At 55.2% G+C, this 17,206-nt stretch carries 16 protein-coding genes; 11 read left to right on the top strand and 5 right to left on the bottom strand.

All coding sequences use genetic code 11. From position 1 onward, the window contains the following. The 6 genes from QNK41_RS03305 to QNK41_RS03280 all read left to right on the top strand — a co-directional run. Window positions 1-796 (top strand): branched-chain amino acid ABC transporter substrate-binding protein (locus QNK41_RS03305; protein ID WP_319253720.1); only part of this gene is annotated, 796 nt, incomplete at its 5' end. A gap of 132 nt (window positions 797-928) precedes the next feature. After that, the gene (locus tag QNK41_RS03300) at window positions 929-1,831 is read left to right on the top strand and encodes an ABC transporter permease subunit (protein WP_319253718.1); all 903 of its coding nucleotides are present in this window, start codon (window positions 929-931) and stop codon (window positions 1,829-1,831) included. 72 nt (window positions 1,832-1,903) lie between these two features. Next, on the top strand, window positions 1,904-3,109 hold the full coding sequence (locus QNK41_RS03295) for an ABC transporter permease subunit (RefSeq protein WP_319253716.1): 1,206 nt from the start codon (window positions 1,904-1,906) through the stop codon (window positions 3,107-3,109). 87 nt (window positions 3,110-3,196) lie between these two features. Then, window positions 3,197-3,988 carry an ABC transporter ATP-binding protein gene (locus QNK41_RS03290; protein WP_319253714.1) on the top strand — a complete coding sequence of 264 codons (792 nt, stop codon included), beginning with the start codon at window positions 3,197-3,199 and terminating at the stop codon, window positions 3,986-3,988. Then, window positions 3,981-4,688, top strand: a complete 708-nt coding sequence (locus tag QNK41_RS03285) for an ABC transporter ATP-binding protein (protein ID WP_319253712.1) — start codon at window positions 3,981-3,983, stop codon at window positions 4,686-4,688. Before QNK41_RS03290 ends, QNK41_RS03285 begins: the two co-directional genes overlap by 8 nt. Window positions 4,689-5,230: 542 nt before the next feature. Further along, a complete protein-coding gene (locus QNK41_RS03280) occupies window positions 5,231-6,046 on the top strand; it encodes a lytic transglycosylase domain-containing protein (RefSeq protein ID WP_319253710.1) in 816 nt (271 codons plus the stop codon). Window positions 6,047-6,285: 239 nt separating this feature from the next. Here the strand turns inward: QNK41_RS03280 and QNK41_RS03275 are convergent, their stop codons facing one another. Together QNK41_RS03275 and QNK41_RS03270 are read right to left on the bottom strand one after the other, a co-directional pair. After that, on the bottom strand, window positions 6,286-7,146 hold the full coding sequence (locus tag QNK41_RS03275; RefSeq protein WP_319253708.1) for a ChaN family lipoprotein: 861 nt from the start codon (window positions 7,144-7,146) through the stop codon (window positions 6,286-6,288). After that, window positions 7,143-9,266 (bottom strand): M1 family metallopeptidase, encoded by a 2,124-nt coding sequence (locus QNK41_RS03270; RefSeq protein ID WP_319253706.1) that lies wholly within the window; start codon window positions 9,264-9,266, stop codon window positions 7,143-7,145. Before QNK41_RS03270 ends, QNK41_RS03275 begins: the two co-directional genes overlap by 4 nt. A 153-nt stretch (window positions 9,267-9,419) precedes the next feature. On the opposite strand from QNK41_RS03270, the gene QNK41_RS03265 reads away from it, so the two are divergent. The 3 genes from QNK41_RS03265 (at window position 9,420) to QNK41_RS03255 (ending at window position 13,033) form a co-directional block, all read left to right on the top strand. Next, window positions 9,420-10,586 carry an ATP-binding protein gene (locus QNK41_RS03265; protein ID WP_319253704.1) on the top strand — a complete coding sequence of 389 codons (1,167 nt, stop codon included), beginning with the start codon at window positions 9,420-9,422 and terminating at the stop codon, window positions 10,584-10,586. Continuing rightward, window positions 10,583-11,059, top strand: a complete 477-nt coding sequence (locus QNK41_RS03260) for a YcgN family cysteine cluster protein (RefSeq protein WP_319253702.1) — start codon at window positions 10,583-10,585, stop codon at window positions 11,057-11,059. The genes QNK41_RS03265 and QNK41_RS03260 overlap by 4 nt, the downstream gene beginning before the upstream one ends. Window positions 11,060-11,365: 306 nt before the next feature. Next, entirely contained in the window at window positions 11,366-13,033 is a 1,668-nt protein-coding gene (locus QNK41_RS03255; RefSeq protein WP_319253700.1) for a Na/Pi cotransporter family protein, read from the top strand. A gap of 291 nt (window positions 13,034-13,324) precedes the next feature. Here QNK41_RS03255 and QNK41_RS03250 read toward each other — a convergent pair whose 3' ends face one another. From QNK41_RS03250 to QNK41_RS03240, 3 genes are read right to left on the bottom strand one after another with little or no spacing between them, the layout of a single operon-like run. Beyond that, window positions 13,325-14,104, bottom strand: coding sequence for a YkgJ family cysteine cluster protein (locus tag QNK41_RS03250; RefSeq protein ID WP_319253698.1), 780 nt, complete (start codon window positions 14,102-14,104; stop codon window positions 13,325-13,327). Further along, complete coding sequence (locus QNK41_RS03245; protein WP_319253696.1) at window positions 14,091-14,723, bottom strand: hypothetical protein; 633 nt, start codon at window positions 14,721-14,723, stop codon at window positions 14,091-14,093. The genes QNK41_RS03250 and QNK41_RS03245 overlap by 14 nt, the downstream gene beginning before the upstream one ends. A gap of 17 nt (window positions 14,724-14,740) precedes the next feature. Continuing rightward, a complete protein-coding gene (locus QNK41_RS03240) occupies window positions 14,741-15,796 on the bottom strand; it encodes a deoxyguanosinetriphosphate triphosphohydrolase (RefSeq protein ID WP_319253694.1) in 1,056 nt (351 codons plus the stop codon). Between the two features lie 106 nt (window positions 15,797-15,902). Between QNK41_RS03240 and QNK41_RS03235 the strand changes: the two genes are divergently transcribed. Next, on the top strand, window positions 15,903-16,457 hold the full coding sequence (locus QNK41_RS03235) for a type I restriction enzyme HsdR N-terminal domain-containing protein (RefSeq protein WP_319253692.1): 555 nt from the start codon (window positions 15,903-15,905) through the stop codon (window positions 16,455-16,457). Beyond that, entirely contained in the window at window positions 16,454-16,987 is a 534-nt protein-coding gene (locus tag QNK41_RS03230; RefSeq protein ID WP_319253690.1) for a nucleoside deaminase, read from the top strand. The genes QNK41_RS03235 and QNK41_RS03230 overlap by 4 nt, the downstream gene beginning before the upstream one ends. Window positions 16,988-17,206: the final 219 nt, after the last annotated feature.

Below are 17,206 nucleotides of genomic sequence, written 5' to 3'. Positions count from 1 at the left end.
GGCGGCTATGGGTATTTACAAAGACTCCAGTATTCCGGTCATGTCTCCATCTGCCACCAACCCCGCGCTGACGCAGAGCGGCGACTACCCCAACTTTTTTCGTACCATCGCTTCCGATGATGCCCAGGCTCGCCTGGAAGTGGACTTCGCGCTGGATGTCCTCAAGCTGAAAAAAATTGCCGTGCTGCACGACAAGGGTGATTACGGCAAGGGTCTGGCCGAGTTCGCCAAGTCATTCCTGGAAGCCGATTCCCGGGCGGAAGTCGTCTTTTATGAAGGCATCACCCCCGGTGCTGTGGACTACACTGCCGTCGTCCAGAAAATCAAGAAAAGTGGGGCCGAGGCAGTCATTTTCGGCGGCTATCATCCCGAAGCCTCAAAGATCGTAAGCCAGATGCGCAAAAAGAGAATGGACACCATCTTCATCTCCGATGACGGCGTCAAGGATGACACCTTTATCAAAGTGGCCCAGAAATATGCCGAGGGCGTTTACGCCACCGGTCCCAGGGACGTTTCCAGCAACCCCATGGCTATCGCCGCAAACGAGGCCCACAAAAAAGCCTACGGTTCCGATCCGGGTGCATTCTACCTGAATGCTTACTCGGCCGCCATTGCCCTGCTCAACGCCATCGAGCAGGCCGGCAGCACCGATTATGCCGCGGTGACCAACGCCCTTCGGACCAAGGATGTGGATACACCGCTGGGCAAAATCCGATTTGACGATCGTGGTGATGCCATCGGCGTGGGATTCTCCATGTACCAGGTTAAAGATGGTGCCTACGTTGAATTGAAGTAGGGCAAGCGATTGCATGATCAATCAGGGGGCAGACAACCACGCGTCTGGCCCCTGATTTTTCTGAACGGCTCCCTTCATCGCCCGAATGCCAATGCCCGGGCGGTATCCTTTTACTGAATATGGTTCTATAAAATGGAATATTTTTTCGAGCTTTTTCTGGGCGGGCTCACCCGGGGCAGCATCTATGCGCTGATTGCCCTCGGTTACACCATGGTCTACGGGATCGTGCAGCTGATCAACTTTGCCCATGGCGAAATCTATATGATCGGCGCCTTCACCGCCCTGATCGTGATCAGCGTGCTGACCATGCTGGGCTGGAACCAGATCGCTATCCTGCTGATCGCCGCCGGGGTTGCCGTGGTCTATTCATCGGCCTACGGCTACACGATGGAGAAGATCGCCTACAAGCCCTTGCGCAAAGCCCCCCGGCTGTCGGCCCTGATCAGTGCCATCGGCATGTCCCTGTTCCTGCAGAACTATGTGCTTTTGGCCCAGACGTCTGATTTTATGCCCTTTCCCGGACTGATCCCCGATTTCGAATTCATGGAGCCCTATGCTCACATCATCGGATCGCCGGAACTGGTGATCCTGATCACGACCGCTATCGTCATGGTCCTGCTGACGATTCTGATCAAATTTTCTAAAATCGGCAAAGCCATGCGGGCTACGGCCCAGGATCGCGATATGGCCATGTTGGTGGGGGTGAATGTCAACTGGGTGATATCGGTGACATTCATTATCGGCTCCGCCACGGCTGCCATCGGCGGGGTGCTGATCGCTTCGCACATCGGCCAGGTCAATTTTTACATCGGCTTTATCGCCGGCATCAAAGCCTTCGTGGCGGCGGTGCTGGGCGGCATCGGCTCCATTCCCGGTGCGGTGCTGGGCTCTCTGGTGCTCGGATGGACAGAGTCTTTTTTCACCGGATATATCTCCAGCGACTACGAGGATGTGTTCGCCTTTATTTTTCTGGTTTTGATTCTGATTTTCAGGCCGGCGGGCATTCTGGGCCGGTCAACTGCGGAAAAGGTATAAGGGCATTTTAATATTTACTGTGGCTGGTAACCACAACCCGTCGGCCACCTGCGTATCGAGATAAAATACCACATGCTTGTAAACGAACTTAAAAAATCATTATTTGTATCTCTCTGGTTCATGTTTTTGACCTTCCCCATCATGGTGATCCAGGTCAACACGGTGGAAAACATCATCCAGTGGCGCTGGGCCAACCTGTTTCTCGTGGGTGTCGGCAGCTTCGTGCTGAGTGCCCTCTGGCGCTACCTGATTCGTCGGAAGGAACAGGGCATTCAAGAAACGGAGGTCGATGGCGTCGCCCGGGTGACGCTGAGCCAGCGCCTGCTTAATAATCGGCGTTTCACCATTCCTGCGTTGTTCATTGTCAGCATTTTGGCCCTGGCCTTTCCATTCGTTTTTTCCCTCTATCAGACCAACATCATGATTACCGCCATGATCTATGTGTTGTTGGGTCTGGGATTGAACATCGTGGTTGGTGTCGCCGGCCTCTTAGACCTGGGCTATGCCGCCTTTTACTGCGTAGGCGCCTACTCCTACGCCCTGCTGAACTACCATTTTGGGTTTGGTTTCTGGAGCGCCCTGGGGATCGGCGCCGGACTGGCGGCCCTGTTCGGTATTATCCTGGGGTTTCCCGTGCTGCGGCTACGGGGGGATTATCTGGCCATCGTCACCCTGGGCTTCGGGGAGATCATCCGCCTGATCATGGAAAACTGGAACGAATTTTCTTTCGGACCCAGCGGTATCGCCAACATCCCCCGGCCGGGATTTTTCGGTGTGGAGATGAACCTCGGACAGGTCACCATCTATGTCTATTTCCTGATGATTGGGATGAGCTTGTTCACTATTTTTGTGGTCAATCGGCTGCAGGATTCAAGGATCGGCAGGGCCTGGATTGCCCTGCGTGAGGATGAGGTGGCCTGTCAGGCCATGGGCATCGACAAACGCAAAACCAAGCTCATGGCGTTTGCGCTAGGGGCGACCTGGGCCGGTTTTGCCGGAGTCATCTTTGCGGCCAAAACCACCTTTATCAATCCGGCCAGCTTTACCCTCTGGGAATCGATCAATATCCTGTGCGTGGTGGTTTTGGGGGGCATGGGATCCATCGTGGGAGTCATCGTCGGCGCCTTTGTCTTGATTCTACTGCCCGAATACCTTCGTTTTCTCTCGGAATACCGCATACTGGCATTCGGCGCGGTGCTCGTGGTGATGATGGTGTTCCGGCCCGGGGGTATCGTGGAAACGGTCCGGCGAACGTATCAATATAAAGAGACGGCCTAATATTTTCGTCTTGCCGCCCGTGATGACGGTATGCATGCAATGCGAAAGAAGGGTCGCACAAGGGTCATTACTTGAACAGATATGGATATGGAACCGATACTCGACGTTAAACAGCTGACAATGAAATTTGGCGGACTCCGGGCTTTGGACAAGGTCGATCTGGATGTTTACCAGGGCCAAATCGTGGCCCTGATCGGCCCCAACGGAGCGGGCAAGACCACGTTTTTCAACTGCATCACCGGGATGTACGATCCCACCGGGGGTGATGTACTGATTTCTCCGCCTAAAAATGGACGGCCCCAGCGGATCAACGGGATCAAGCCCAATAAAGTTACCGAAAAGGGACTGGCCCGGACGTTTCAGAATATCCGCCTCTTTCATAACATGACCGTGCTGGAAAACGTCATGATCGGCTGTCACTGCCGCATGAAAGCCGGCATTTTAGGGGCGGTATTCAGGGGCGCCTCCACCCGCCGTGAAGAGGAGGCGGTGATTCAGAAAAGCTATACGATCCTGAAAAAAATCGGCCTTGAAAAGTACGTCAATGATTTCGCCAAGAACCTGCCTTACGGAGCCCAGCGGCGCCTGGAAATTGCCCGGGCCATGGCCACCGATCCGTTCATGCTGCTTCTGGATGAACCGGCCGCCGGCATGAATCCACAGGAAACGCACGAATTGGATGAACTGATCATCAGAATCCGCGACACCGAAGGCATTTCGATCCTGCTCATCGAACACGACATGAAACTGGTCATGAGTCTGTCGGACCGCATTTTCGTCATGGATTACGGCAAGAAGATCGCCCAGGGCACTCCTGAAGAGATTCGCAAAAATCCGGCCGTAATCAAGGCTTATCTCGGAGAGGAAATCGATGCTTAACCTGGATGGTATTCATACCTATTACGGCAATATCCAAGCATTGAAGGGCGTCAGTTTAGAGGTGAAAGAGGGAGAGATCATCACCCTGATCGGTGCCAATGGTGCCGGCAAGACCACAACGTTGATGTCCATTTCCGGCATTGTACCCCCGCGCACCGGTGACGTCCGCTTCATGGGCGAATCCATCACCCGGGTAAACCCCGACAAGATCGTCTCCATGGGAATCAGTCAGGTGCCGGAAGGCCGGCGAATTTTCCCCTATCTGACCGTGCTGGAAAATCTGGATATGGGAGCGTTTCTCAGGAATGACAAGGATAGCATTAAATCGGACCTGGACTATGTGTTCGGCCTGTTTCCCATCCTGGCGGAACGGCGCAACCAGGCCGGCGGCACCTTGAGCGGCGGCGAGCAGCAGATGCTGGCGATTTCCCGAGCCCTGATGGCTCGACCCCGCCTGCTGTTGCTGGACGAACCCTCTCTGGGGCTGGCTCCGTTGATCGTAAAACAGATATTTGAAATCATTAGGAAAATTAACAGCGAAAATAACACCACCATTTTTCTCGTGGAACAAAACGCCAATCTTGCCCTGAAGGTCGCCCACCGTGGATACGTCATGGAAAACGGCCGGATTACCCTTTCCGATGCCGCTGACAGACTGCTGGCCAATGAAGACGTGAAAAAGGCCTACCTGGGTATTTAGCATTGCTGCCATACGATTCAGACCCCAACGTAAATGAATGGTTGGTATCTGGGAGTATGCCGCCTCTTTGATGTTATCATTGCAGTCTCGGTCTACTGATTCATTTCCCGAGACTAAGACCGCTTCTTTAGTGTGCTTTCGGTCCTTGACAGGTTGTCCGAAAAACCCTATAGCGTGCCTTGCCTATACTCCATGTAGTCTGTCGATATGATTTTTCGTACACTATATAGTGGTACGATGGCTTTTTTGGGCTTATTGGGCAAGCGCCTGAACCGTGACAGGGAGCGCATACCCTGCGGCACGCCACGGGGAAAGATTAATAGGAAATCCATTTCACAATGTGGTGCAAATGTCATAGTTTATGATGAACGGTTTTCACTCCGGAATGTTTAAGACCCGCACGGGTTACTATCTAACTGCTTTGAATCATATATAGAATTGCTCATTTAGGGATGTTTCGGCATTCTATTTGCTTAATAATCGCTTAAGTTCGACGCGAGGCGTTGCAGATTTTCGGTCAACCCTTACTAATGTGAATTTTTATGAACCCAGATAATCAACACCCTCATCTGCTTTCCCAATTGAAAGATGTTTTCGTTTTTTTCGTTACTGTCGCCGTCTGCACCTTCTTGCTTACCGTCGCCTGTACCTTCACCAAACAAGCTGACATTGAAGTGTATGCCACCCCTGTGCTGGCCATGCCTCAGCCTCCGGTACCGCTTGAACTGGCATCAAAACCCGAGTCCGATGTTCAGGTCATTGAAGCGACCCCGGTGATGCTGGCCTTTGACGCGGCCTGGACATTTCCGGATATTGAAATGGCCTGGACGCCGCCGGTATTCGATGTGTGTCTGGCTTTCCCGGAAATCGAGGCGGATCCGGTCCGGGTCGACACGCTTACGAAAATATCACCGGTACCGGATGGGGGCTTGCCCAACGAATCCATTCCATTCCACGGAATTATCATTCAGGTGGCCGGGCGATACGAAGTGGACCCGCACCTGATCCGGGCCATCATTCTTGCGGAATCCGGCTACAATCCGAAGGCCAAATCGAAAAAAGGGGCCCGGGGACTGATGCAACTCATGCCGTCCACCGCCAAATCCCTGGGTGTCGAGGATATCTATGACCCGGAGGAGAATATTGATGGCGGTGTCCGCTATTTCAGGTCACTGCTCGATCGGTTCGATGGTGATGTGCAGCTGGCCCTGGCTGCCTACAATGCCGGATCACGCCACGTTCGAAACTATGAGGGGATCCCTCCGTTCAAGGCCACACAGCGCTACATCAAAAAAGTGCTCAAGTTTCATAAGAAATTCAAAATGCAAAAGACAGCCGGCTCCCGCAGGCTGGCCTGACGCTCAACCGTCCAAACTCAAATCAGGGGGCTCTTGGCGACATTCAACAGGCCAGTGCCCCCTCCCTTTTCAACAGCTGTTCAACGGCCCCTATTCCGCTCACCTTGGATGTATGAAAACGCTCCTATTATCCTGTGATCAGCTTCACCCATAAAAAATTGTTAGCATCTGTGAATTGGCTCATGGTTGAAGGGGTTTAGGGGAAGAAACATGGGTGTCGGCGCCGGCGCCCATGTTCTTCAGGGCATGATGATGAAATCCGCATCGGCGCCGGTCAGTGTAGCGGGCTCGAAGATGTCCGGGGTATGGGGCAGCAGCACGGTGGCCGGAATCGGCAATCGGCTCTTTATCTGGTAGGGAATTCCCATTTTGCGCGCATGGCCCGATCCGGCCAGCAGAACCATGACCCGATCAGGGTGCTGCTCCAGGTGGTTGAGGCTGTTGATGGCCATGGCCGTGTCCCAGACCAGCTGGGCTTCGCAAAAACGGATGAAATCCATGTTGCCGTGGCCGTGGGCACCGAAGGCACTGCGGATAAAATCCCGATACTCACGGGTCACATTGCAGGTGACACCCCCCAGTTCTCCCCGCTGCTGATTGGAAAGTGAAGCAAATCCCTGCTGGGCCACCTGCCGGGTGATGTCCCGGGAGACATTCAGACCAACCATGGGAATCCTCTTTTCTCGGGCGTAGACGAAGATGCTCCGGTAAAGTGGCCAGGGAAAATTCCAGTTGTCCAGATAGATCTTTTCGAAGGCTGTTTCATCCAACTCGCCGGCCACCCATTGATCCAGTGCGGCCTGGCTATCCTTGCGAAACATCTCCAACCCGATGGAAACGGGAACCGGTTGCGCGTTCAGCGTCCGGATGACCTGCAGCTGAGCCTCGTGGTGGCTCGGATCGGTATGGTGTTCGCCCACCAATACCAGGCGGGCGCTTTTCAGTGCGTCCACGGCCTGTACGCCGGCTATGGACTGCCGCGTCTGAAGATCAAACAGGTTCAGCGGGGCTGCCTGTTCGGGTTCGCGGCAGGTGGCTGCCAGCAGGAGGATCGAGAATGCCAGTAAACCCATGATCGGTTTGCGGCGAAAGATCGTCATGGCGGGGCTCCTTGGTTATTGGGTGGGTCTGGGTTCAAGCGGACCATTACCGGCGAAGCATTGATTTCCCACGTGCCCTTGACCCGGTTTTGTCCATCGCTGAAGGCCAGGTAGCTGTAACGGCCGTAATGGGGAATTTTCAGTGCTGCCTGATCGGCCGCCTCCGTAGAGAGCGTGTGCAGCAGGGCGACGTTCTTGCCGGGATGTTCGGGATGTCGGGCCACAGCGAACAGCACATCCCCCGATCCGTCGAAATGCTGTCCACCTGCGTCAAAGGCCTTGGGTGCCAGTGCCAGGTCCCGAGGAAACAGTCCTAGCACCTCCGGTTGACCGGGCAGGCCGATGAACAACAGATTGACAGCCTCGGCCTGCGCTGCAATAAAATCGGCTTCTTGAACCATTCGGACGTTGTCCCATCCCATGGCTTCGGAGAAATGAAGGGCGATGGCGTCGCCGCGCTGACCCAGGCGATCCGCAATCACCATCACGACGGATGTTGAGCCTCGCATGGTGTTGACTGTGGGGGGCATCTCTTCAGGGCTGAGTCTCCGGAAAAGGTGATGATCAGGGTCGGCGGTGAGCGACCGGGGGCGCGTGGGGCTGGTGATTTCAAATTCCGTCAGTCGGTCGGACAAGCGGATCGACTGACCCACCGGTCCCTCATCGGTGTCCAGGGCCAGTTCCAGCGTAACGTCGTATAAGGGTGTGTCCTGGACCAGACGACCGACCGTCCGATATCCTTGGCTGCCCTCAACCAGCCGGACATTTTCCAGCCTTATCTGAGGGGCACCCTGGCGGTAGACCCATTGCCGGAAGAACGAATCCAGGGATCGTCCAGTTTGCTTTTCAAAGCGCTCCTGCAGATTCTTCCATGAAGCGTGTTTGAACCGGAATTGCCCATAAAGATCACGCAGTGCAGCCCAGAACGCAGCCTCGCCCACTTCCTTGCGCAGCATGTGGAAGACCATGGCGGATTTATCATAGCCCACGGCCTTGGTGGCCGGATCGGTGCGGCTCCGGAAACGACTGAGGGGGAAGTCGGTTGTTGGTGATACCAGGGTCGCATAGTTGCGCAGGGCCTGGCGCCGGTAGTCCGCTGCCGCATGGGATGATGTCTGTTCTTTGATCAGATAATCAGCTGTGTAGGACGCAAGGCCCTCGCACCAGTTGCCCGAGGCGACGTCTACCAAAACCCCGTTGCCCCACCAGCTGTGAACGATTTCGTGGGGCAAGCTTGTTTCCGGTATGAATGGCAGTCGCAGGACCCTTCCGCCCATGAGGGTGTAACCGGGAAAGCCGTAACCGGTGGGGAAAAAGTTCTCGGCAACTGCAAATTCATCAAAGGGGTAGGCCCCAAAAAGATCGTTATACCGTTTCAGGTGGCGCAGGGAGGCCTCCAGATAACGCGGCGCCAGAACCTGATTTGCCGGGAAAAAGTAGGTGGCGGCGGTCAGCCCGTTCAGTGTCCGTTTCTCGACCACATAGGGGCCGGCGGAAAGGCTCAGTCCCTCCAACGGATTATCGATTTGCCAGCGGCTGACCGTTCTTGCACCCTGGTGGTCGATGCCCAGGCGCCGGCCGGCGGTGACCGCCACCGTTTTATCGGGTCCGTCCACGGTCAACAAAAATGACTGCCTGGCATCAGCCACCCGAGGGTACCAGCCTGCGCCGGACAGGAGAAAGGTTCCCGAAGCGGAGATCGTGCCGCTGACCCCGTACCCCGGATTATCAGTGTTCACGGGGCGCACCGGCGCAGGATCGTCGAACCGGCAGGTATATTGAAGGCTCAGATCCACGTTCAGGGTCGATTCGCTGTGATCCGGGTTCACGGTCAACCGTCCCCGATTAAATGTATAGGGGTGATCATGGCCATCTATTCGAACGGACTGGATTCGGGCGCGGGGAGAAAGAACCAGGTGGACGGGGCCGTTTTCCGATCGCAGGATACGGATCTGGTCCAGGCCTTCCAGTTCTGATTTTTCGGGAACCAGGCGGATGGTCAGATCGTGGACCGCGGTTGAATCCGTTGCCGTCACTGCACCGACAATGCCATGCATCACGGCCAAGACCAACAGGTATATCAGGGCAAGGCGGGGAAGGGGGTTTGCTTGGCGTCTCACAGTGCTTCTCCTGAAAGGGATACCCATGCCGGGTTTTCCGGCAGGTGGATTTGACCTAAAGTTGCCTAAAAACTTAAGCGTTTCTGCGCCAAAAGCAATCGTCAATGGATTTTCCTTTTTCCACCGAGCGGATTCATGCTAAGGCTCCAGCGTATGGAAAACTCGGTATACCATAAACTGGCCAAGCATTTGGATCGACTTCCCGGGGGGTTCCCGTCTACCCCGGACGGCCTGGAATTACGTATTTTAAAGCGTCTGTTCATGGAACCCGAGGCCCGGTTGGCCTGCCATTTGACGCTGATCCCGGAGACGGCCCAGGTCGTTGCCTACCGCTGTGGATGGGTTCGGGACACGGCGGCAACGATGCTGGCGGCCATGTGGCAAAAGGGGCTGATCCTGAAGCATGAACCCAAGGGGAAACTGCCTCGGTACATGGCTTGCCAGTTTGTGGTGGGCATCTGGGAATTTCAGGTCAATCGCCTGGACCGCGAGCTGGTGGCGGACATGGCCGCCTATATTCCGGTGCTTTTCAATGCCGACGCCTGGGGTCGCGCCCCTCAGATGCGCACCATCCCGGTGAACCGGAGCATCGATCCCAAGCTGCCGGTCCTGCCCCATGAAGCGGCGGCGGCGTTGATTCGGACCAAAGACCATTTTGTGATTTCTCCCTGCATCTGCCGAAAAGAGCGGCGCCTGGCCGGCCACGGTTGCGACGGCCCCCTTGACGCGTGCATCTCTTTTGGCGATACTGGCAGCTATTTCATCCAATCGGGTATCGGGCGACAAGTGGACCGGCAGACGGTGCTGGATCTACTGGAGACCGCGGATCGCGCCGGGCTGGTTCTTCAGCCCAGCAACAGCCGGGATCCGGCGTGGGTATGCTGTTGCTGCGGGTGCTGCTGCGGTGTACTGCGCACCGTCAAAACCTATCCGAGACCCAGCGATCTGGTGGCTGCCCCCTTTGCCGTGCAGCTGAATGCCTATGGCTGTACCGGCTGCGGCCTGTGCGTTGGACGCTGCCAGATGGGTGCGCTGGCGTTAACGGGCAAAGCGGTTCAGTTGAACAATCACCGTTGCATCGGTTGTGGCCTGTGCGTGTCCACCTGTCCCACCGGGGCTCTCCGGTTAACCCGCAAGCCCCGGTCACAGCAGCCCAGGGTGCCTGCGAACATGGCTACCGCTTTGCTGCGAACGGCCTGGAAAAGAAAAAAAATAGGACCCTTTCAGGTGGCGGCGGAAATCGGAAAATCCCAGCGGGATCGCTATCTGTCGTCCCGGCGATCAATAACTGATCTCTCGAAAAAGGATCAATGCCGATGAAGCCGCATCCCATGCGCCCTATCCCACCGGCGATCGACCAACCCTTTTGGAAAACCATGGCGCTGGAGCAGATGAACCGCGAGCAATGGGAATCCCTGTGCGACGGCTGTGGGCGTTGTTGCCTGCAAAAATTTCAGGATGGCAAAACGGGAAAAGTGACATACACCTGGGTCTCCTGTTACCTGCTGGACGTCCAGGCTTGCAGCTGTGGCGACTACGGCAACCGGACCACGCTGGTGCCCGGCTGCCTGGTGTTGACCGCAGAACAGATTCCCCGCCTGCGCTGGCTTCCCAGAACCTGTGCCTACCGGCGGTTGTCCGCAGGCAAGGAGCTGGCTGCCTGGCACCCTCTGGTATCCAAAGACCCGGAATCGGTTCACCGGGCAGGCATTTCGGTGCGGGACAAGGCCATCTCCGAAGTATACGTCCACCCGGAGGATGTCGATTTTTACGCCATTGGCTATCGACTCTAACAGATCGGCTGGTGTGAGAAACCATTAGAGACGCCAAAGTGAATTGTCGATATCGAAACGCCATCGATCCCTGAGATATCTATCCCAAGTGAAATCCGACCGATAAGGATCGATTGTTGAGATGAATCGAACCCTTCAATGGGCCTTGGCGCTTGACATATAGACGGCGTATGGTAAGTACAGACCAACTTTTCAGCGGGTGGATGAACCGACTGAATTAAAGAATAATTCCATTTATATTTAAATGGTTATAGTTTTAAAACGATAGTGCGGATCCAGTCGCCTGGCACGAGAATGGAGTAGGCAATGACGAAAGTGCTCATTACGACCCTCGGGGGCCTTGGCCTGTTCATCCTCGGTATGAAGATGATGACCGACGGACTCCAGATGTCCGCCGGAAAACGGATTAAATCCATTTTGAGCGCCGTTTCTTCCAACCGGGTGGTCGGTTTTGTCACCGGCGCGGTGGTCACAGCCATGGTCCAATCTTCGTCGGCAACGACGGTGATGCTGATAGGCTTTGTCACCGCCGGCCTGATGACCTTGCCGCAGGCGGTGGGCATGATCCTCGGCGCCAACGTGGGAACCACGGTAACCGCCCAACTCATCGCTTTCAAGCTGACCAAACTGGCCCTGCCTGCCATCGCCATCGGCGTGGTGCTGAAGTACTTCACGCAACAGAAGAAAACGCGCTATATCGGCGAGGTAATTCTGGGATTCGGACTGCTCTTTTACGGGATGACGGTCATGAAACTGGGACTTTCGCCCATTAAGAGCGATCCGGCGTTCTTGGACTTTTTCATTAAGTTCGACCCCAGTTCGGCGGGTGGATTGTTGTTATGCGTGGCCGTGGGCGCCGGGCTGACCTTCATGGTGCAAAGTTCGTCGGCTACCATCGGCCTGACCATGACCCTGGCCAGCCAGGGGTTGCTGACCTTTCCAGGTGCCATGGCCCTAGTGCTGGGGGAGAACATCGGTACCACCATTACCGCCCAACTGGCCACCCTCGGTTCCAACAACATCAATGCCCATCGAGCGGCCCGGGCCCATACCATGTTCAATGTTCTGGGGGTCGGCCTGATACTGTGCGTCTTTCCCTGGTTCATTCAATTCGTGGACATGTTCACGCAAGCGCTGGGGAGCGGCCCAGTGGACCAGGTCGTAGGCGATGACAAGGTCAACATCGCCCGCTACATCGCCAACGGGCATACCTTGTTCAACGTCATCAACGCCCTCTTTTTTCTTTTGGTGCTGCCCTGGCTGATCAAGGTTGCCATCATGTTGTCCCCCAAAGAGAAGAAGGATGTCGACTATCTGCGGTTGCCCAATTTCGGCGACCGGCTCATCGACACGCCCATTGCCGCCATCGTGGAGGCGCGCAGTGAGATCCTGCGCATGGCCGAGACGGCCAAATATACTTTTCGAAAGACAATCAAACGGATTACGGACAGGGACTATAAGAAGCTATCCAATTGGCGGAAGATAGAAAACCACCTGGATGATATGCAGCGCGAGATTATGGCCTACCTCACCCGGATCTATCAGAGCGATTTAAGCGAATCCGAGGCCAAGGAACTTTCCAGTCTCATGCGCATGACCAATAACATCGAACGCATCGGCGATTCGGTGGAGAATATTGCCCAGGCCATCGAGGACATGATCGAGACTAAATTGACGTTCACCGAACAGGCCATGGCAGATATGGATAAGCTGGTGGACAAGGTGGCCGAGTTCATGGACCTGATCTCCTCCGCCATGCGGCAGCGGCCGGCCAATTTCATGAATCAGGCCGACAGTATCGAAAACACTATCGATGCCATGCGCGAAAAATTCCGTGACGACCACATCCAGCGACTGCGCTCCAATGAGTGCGGCCTCGATCAGGGGCTGGTCTACGTCAACCTGCTGACCAACCTGGAGAAAATCGGCGACTATTGCTTTAATATTGCCGAGGCGGTGGCGGGGAAGAAATAGCTCATAGCTCATAGCTGATGGCTGATAGGAAAAGGGATATATCCGGATTCAAGCACTCAGGTGCCTGGGTTCGTATCTGTTCACGGTTATCGGTTCACAGTTCACCGTTTTTTCAATGAACTATGCAAAGGTTGAAACATTATTGATAACCTGCAATCTTTTTTCTAAACTTCTATATTCTCGAAAGAAGACTCCGTAGTGATCCTCTGTCTTCTGTTTTTCTTAACCGTGAACCGATAACTGTAAACCGTGAACGGTTACCAGGATTTGTTATCTGTCTGTGGTGCACTGTCAGGGGCGGATGTTCTTGGAGGGAATGCCCCAGACGAAATAGCGGATCCATTCAAATCCGAAAAGCAGCAGTTCCCGGTCGCTGGCGCGGAGCTTTATAGCCAGAGTCCGCTTGACCCGGTACCGTTTTAAAAAACTGCTTTTGAATACGAATTCGCGGAACCGGTCAATGTTGTAGGCGGCCATGAAGGCCATTTTCCCTTTGGCGCCGTTCAGGCCTTCGGGTCCCCACGGGTCTTTTTGAAACAGCGCTCTGATCGAGGCCCATCGGGCGGTCATCTGGTTGTAAGTGTCGGCCTGTTGATCCTGCGCCCATTGGGCGAGGGTCAAGGCCTGGTTTTCATGCTGGCCCTGGCAGAAATCCGGCGGCCGGAAAAAGCTGACGATTTCCGATTCACCGGGCCGGTCGTTAAACAGCATTCCGTGTTCCACGGGAAAAGTCCTGCAGGTGTCGGGCCGGTCAGAGTATACCGTGCATCCCTCGTCGCATAAAAAAGGGCAGGTCCGGGATTCATTATCGGCCATTCGCAGCAGTACGTCTGGGAAATAATTGCCCTTCCGCAGCACCACATCCACATGGGACTCCAGGAACCGGTCGGAATCCAAATCGAGGCTTTTTTTCAGGCGGAGCACATCGTAGGGGTAAAGAAACAGGTTCAGATTCCGGCAGCACTGGTTGAAGCAGGTCAGGTCCTTGTGGCACCGGAAATTAAAGGTATCGGTTCTTTTAAGCTGTATTCCCGGCAGCCGGTCCATCTCTTCGGGTTTAATCGATTTCATAAATGTTATCCGTGATCGACACCAGCATCTGGGCGACGGTGAGCTTGATTTTATCGGAATATCCCGTTTTTCTTCGCAATTCCTGCTCCAGCCCCGCCATCTGCCGGTAAAAGGGGGTGCGGTCAAATCGAATGTAATCGGTATGGCCACCGTGGCGGCACTGATTGAAAAATGAATCGCAGCCCGGATTTTTGATGGGTTTGCCGCCTGATCGCCGCAGTTCGTGGGGAATGCCGTGAAGCCGGCAGATCATGGGGCGGAAACGGTAAAGCATGCATCTCTCCTCCCGGTTCAGCGGGCACATGATGCGCGGGGTCTCCCCCCGACGATCGGCGTCGGCCATTCCGGCACTGACCGTCAGCGCCTTTTCATAGATCGTATGGCGAGCGTCGGGTTCAAGGGTGCGCAGGCCTTCCATCAGATACAGATACTCCAACACGGTGTGGTGGTAAAATCGGGTCAGGCAGCAGTTGTCCGCACAACCGTTGCACTGAAACCCATACTGCCCGGCAACGGCCGTATAGGACTGATCCATCTCGCTAAAAAGTGTCTCCAGCCGTTCCAGCAGAGGGAGATAGCGATGCCTGATGGTCAACAATCGTTCGGGGATCAGGTCCATGGCGATCCGGTATTGCCTCAAACAGTGGGTGAGGGGAAAAAGATTTTCTGGTAAAGGCCGAGGGCATGGCGATCGGTAATGCTGGCGATGAAATCACAGACGACCTGCTCACGTGGTGAGCCGTTGCTCAGGCAGCCGGCGATGCCCATTCGGGTGAGTTCTTTTTCTAACACGCGTTCGTTTTCCATCAGGTAGGTGTAAAGTTCGGAAAGAATTTTTTTCGCTTTGACAAATTCCCGGTGAACCTGGACGGATCGGTAAACGTTTTCGTAGAGAAAGGCCCGTAATGTGGTCATGGCACCGAAAACCTCTTCGCTCATGTCAAGCCTTAGTTCTCCTTCAACCGCCCGGCTGGAAAAGATCAGGTCACGGATCATTGTGGTGGCCCGCTCCTGGTGGGTCCGGCCGATGACCCGTGTGCAGACGGCCGGCACCTGGTTTTCCCGAATGACGCCGCTGCGGATGGCATCGTCCAGATCGTGATTAAGGTAGGCCATGATGTCGGATATCCGAACGATGCGACCCTCAATGGTGCAGGCCAGCTCGCTGCGGTCATCGGGCAGGATTTTTCCGTAGCCTTTGGAATGCTTGACAATGCCGTCGCGAACCTCGTGGGTCAGGTTTAACCCGTTGCCGTTGTTTTCGATTACATCCACTACTCGAAGACTCTGCTTATGATGGGAGAAGCCCGGGGAGTGGATCTCTTGAAGCACCGCTTCTCCGCCGTGTCCAAATGGGGTGTGTCCCAAATCGTGTCCCAGGGCGATGGCTTCGGCCAGGTCTTCATTGAGAAACATCGCCCGGGCAATGGTGCGGGCAATCTGGGCCACCTCCAGCGTATGGGTCAGGCGCGTGCGATACTCGTCCCCCAATGGGTTGAGGAATACCTGGGTTTTATGCTTCAGCCGTCTGAATGCGTTGGCGTATACGATGCGGTCACGGTCGACCTGGAACGCGGTGCGGATGGTGCAGGCCTCCTCCGGCCGTTGCCGCCCACGGCTCTGGGCGCTCTGGCAGCCGAATGGAGACATGAAGTTCTTTTCGCGTTTTTCAAATTGCTCGCGGATGTTCATGGCACTCTGCTTGTGATTTTTCAATAGCTGTATTATTTTTAGATGTTTATCTATTCACAGACAAAAGGCTTTGTAAAGCGGTATCTTGGCGACGGGAAGGTGGATTATGGGTGGTCATCATTTGATATTGGGAGAGATTGGCGATTTCATCACCGGTGAAATCATGACAGATACCCACGACGAGCGATATCGCCAGAAAATCGCCCGTTTCCTGGTGGCGGACAAAGGTTATCCAAAAACGGATATCCATCCCCGCAACCTGCTGATCGTTGCCGCCGGCAACCGGAAGGGACGCCTGTGGGTCGACTTTACGGTAACGGTTGACGATCACACGGCAATGGTGATTAAATACGGACCAGGTTCTTTGGTGACCCGTTATCGGCCGACCTTGGCCATCTCCCGGTTGGTGGCACCCTACCAGGTCCCGGTGGTGGTGGTGACCAATGGCGAATCGGCGGACATCCTCGACGGCGAAACCGGCAAACTGACGGCATCGGGGTTCGATCGGATTCCATCTCGGCATAACTTGGCCCATCAGTTGGTCCGGACCGAATTTTCGCCGATTTCATTAACGCGTGCGGCAATGGAGGCCAGGATCGTCTACGCTTTTGAAATTGACGGCGGCTGCCCTTGTGACGATAGCGCCTGTAGGATCGCATGAAGCCGGAGACCGTATCGGTAAAAGATACAATTTTCATGACGGCGGCGCTTGATCTGGCCCAAACGGCTCTGGCGGACGGTGAGTTTCCCGTGGGGTGTGTGATTGCCAACAGCGACACCGTGGTCGCCCGGGGCCAACGCACAGGCACGGCAGCTGGATCGGGAAATGAGATCGATCACGCTGAAATCAATGCCCTAAGGCGCCTCTGCGGCACCGGGCCGCACCTCGATCGTTCGAAGCTAACGATATACTGCACGATGGAACCTTGCCTCATGTGCTTTTCCGCCGTCGTGCTCAGCGGTATCGGCAGGATCGTCTATGCTTATGAAGATGTGATGGGGGGCGGCACCGAATGCGACCGATCCGCTTGGCCTCCGCTATACCGGGATGCGCAACTGACGGTGATCGCCGGCGTGTTGAGAGCCAACAGCCTGGTGCTGTTCCAGCGGTTCTTCACCGATTCTGGCAACCCCTACTGGGCCGACAGCCTGCTGAGCCGCTATACCTTGGATCAGCCGGTTTCTGCATGACTATTTTCCGCGCTGTTTTCCATTTTTTTATCTTGCATTTAGCGGCAGCGTCGTATATTGGGATGAAGTTTAGTATCGGGTCGCCGTCTGGTGATTCGAACTGGCGGAGATCCCATGGCCCGCCGATGGTCGGCCGGCTAGAGAACATTTAACATTTAGGGCTTCAGGAGGTGGAAGCATAGCTGGTCCCAGATATAGACAGATGGATAGGAGGCGGCC

Origin of the sequence: Desulfosarcina sp. (assembly GCF_033791525.1) — a bacterium.
GTDB lineage: Bacteria > Desulfobacterota > Desulfobacteria > Desulfobacterales > Desulfosarcinaceae > Desulfosarcina.
The sequence above is the reverse complement of the archived record's forward strand: the minus strand, read 5'-3'. Positions and strand labels throughout refer to the sequence as shown.

Bases quoted from the DNA above. Each gene is read 5' to 3' on its own strand.
- QNK41_RS03300 (WP_319253718.1), top strand. From the start codon at position 929: ATGGAATATTTTTTCGAGCTTTTTCTGGGCGGGCTCACCCGGGGCAGC.
- QNK41_RS03295 (WP_319253716.1), top strand. From the start codon at position 1,904: ATGCTTGTAAACGAACTTAAAAAATCATTATTTGTATCTCTCTGGTTC.
- QNK41_RS03290 (WP_319253714.1), top strand. From the start codon at position 3,197: ATGGAACCGATACTCGACGTTAAACAGCTGACAATGAAATTTGGCGGA.
- QNK41_RS03285 (WP_319253712.1), top strand. From the start codon at position 3,981: ATGCTTAACCTGGATGGTATTCATACCTATTACGGCAATATCCAAGCA.
- QNK41_RS03280 (WP_319253710.1), top strand. From the start codon at position 5,231: ATGAACCCAGATAATCAACACCCTCATCTGCTTTCCCAATTGAAAGAT.
- QNK41_RS03275 (WP_319253708.1), bottom strand. From the start codon at position 7,146: ATGACGATCTTTCGCCGCAAACCGATCATGGGTTTACTGGCATTCTCG.
- QNK41_RS03265 (WP_319253704.1), top strand. From the start codon at position 9,420: ATGGAAAACTCGGTATACCATAAACTGGCCAAGCATTTGGATCGACTT.
- QNK41_RS03260 (WP_319253702.1), top strand. From the start codon at position 10,583: ATGAAGCCGCATCCCATGCGCCCTATCCCACCGGCGATCGACCAACCC.
- QNK41_RS03255 (WP_319253700.1), top strand. From the start codon at position 11,366: ATGACGAAAGTGCTCATTACGACCCTCGGGGGCCTTGGCCTGTTCATC.
- QNK41_RS03250 (WP_319253698.1), bottom strand. From the start codon at position 14,104: ATGAAATCGATTAAACCCGAAGAGATGGACCGGCTGCCGGGAATACAG.
- QNK41_RS03245 (WP_319253696.1), bottom strand. From the start codon at position 14,723: ATGGACCTGATCCCCGAACGATTGTTGACCATCAGGCATCGCTATCTC.
- QNK41_RS03240 (WP_319253694.1), bottom strand. From the start codon at position 15,796: ATGAACATCCGCGAGCAATTTGAAAAACGCGAAAAGAACTTCATGTCT.
- QNK41_RS03235 (WP_319253692.1), top strand. From the start codon at position 15,903: ATGGGTGGTCATCATTTGATATTGGGAGAGATTGGCGATTTCATCACC.
- QNK41_RS03230 (WP_319253690.1), top strand. From the start codon at position 16,454: ATGAAGCCGGAGACCGTATCGGTAAAAGATACAATTTTCATGACGGCG.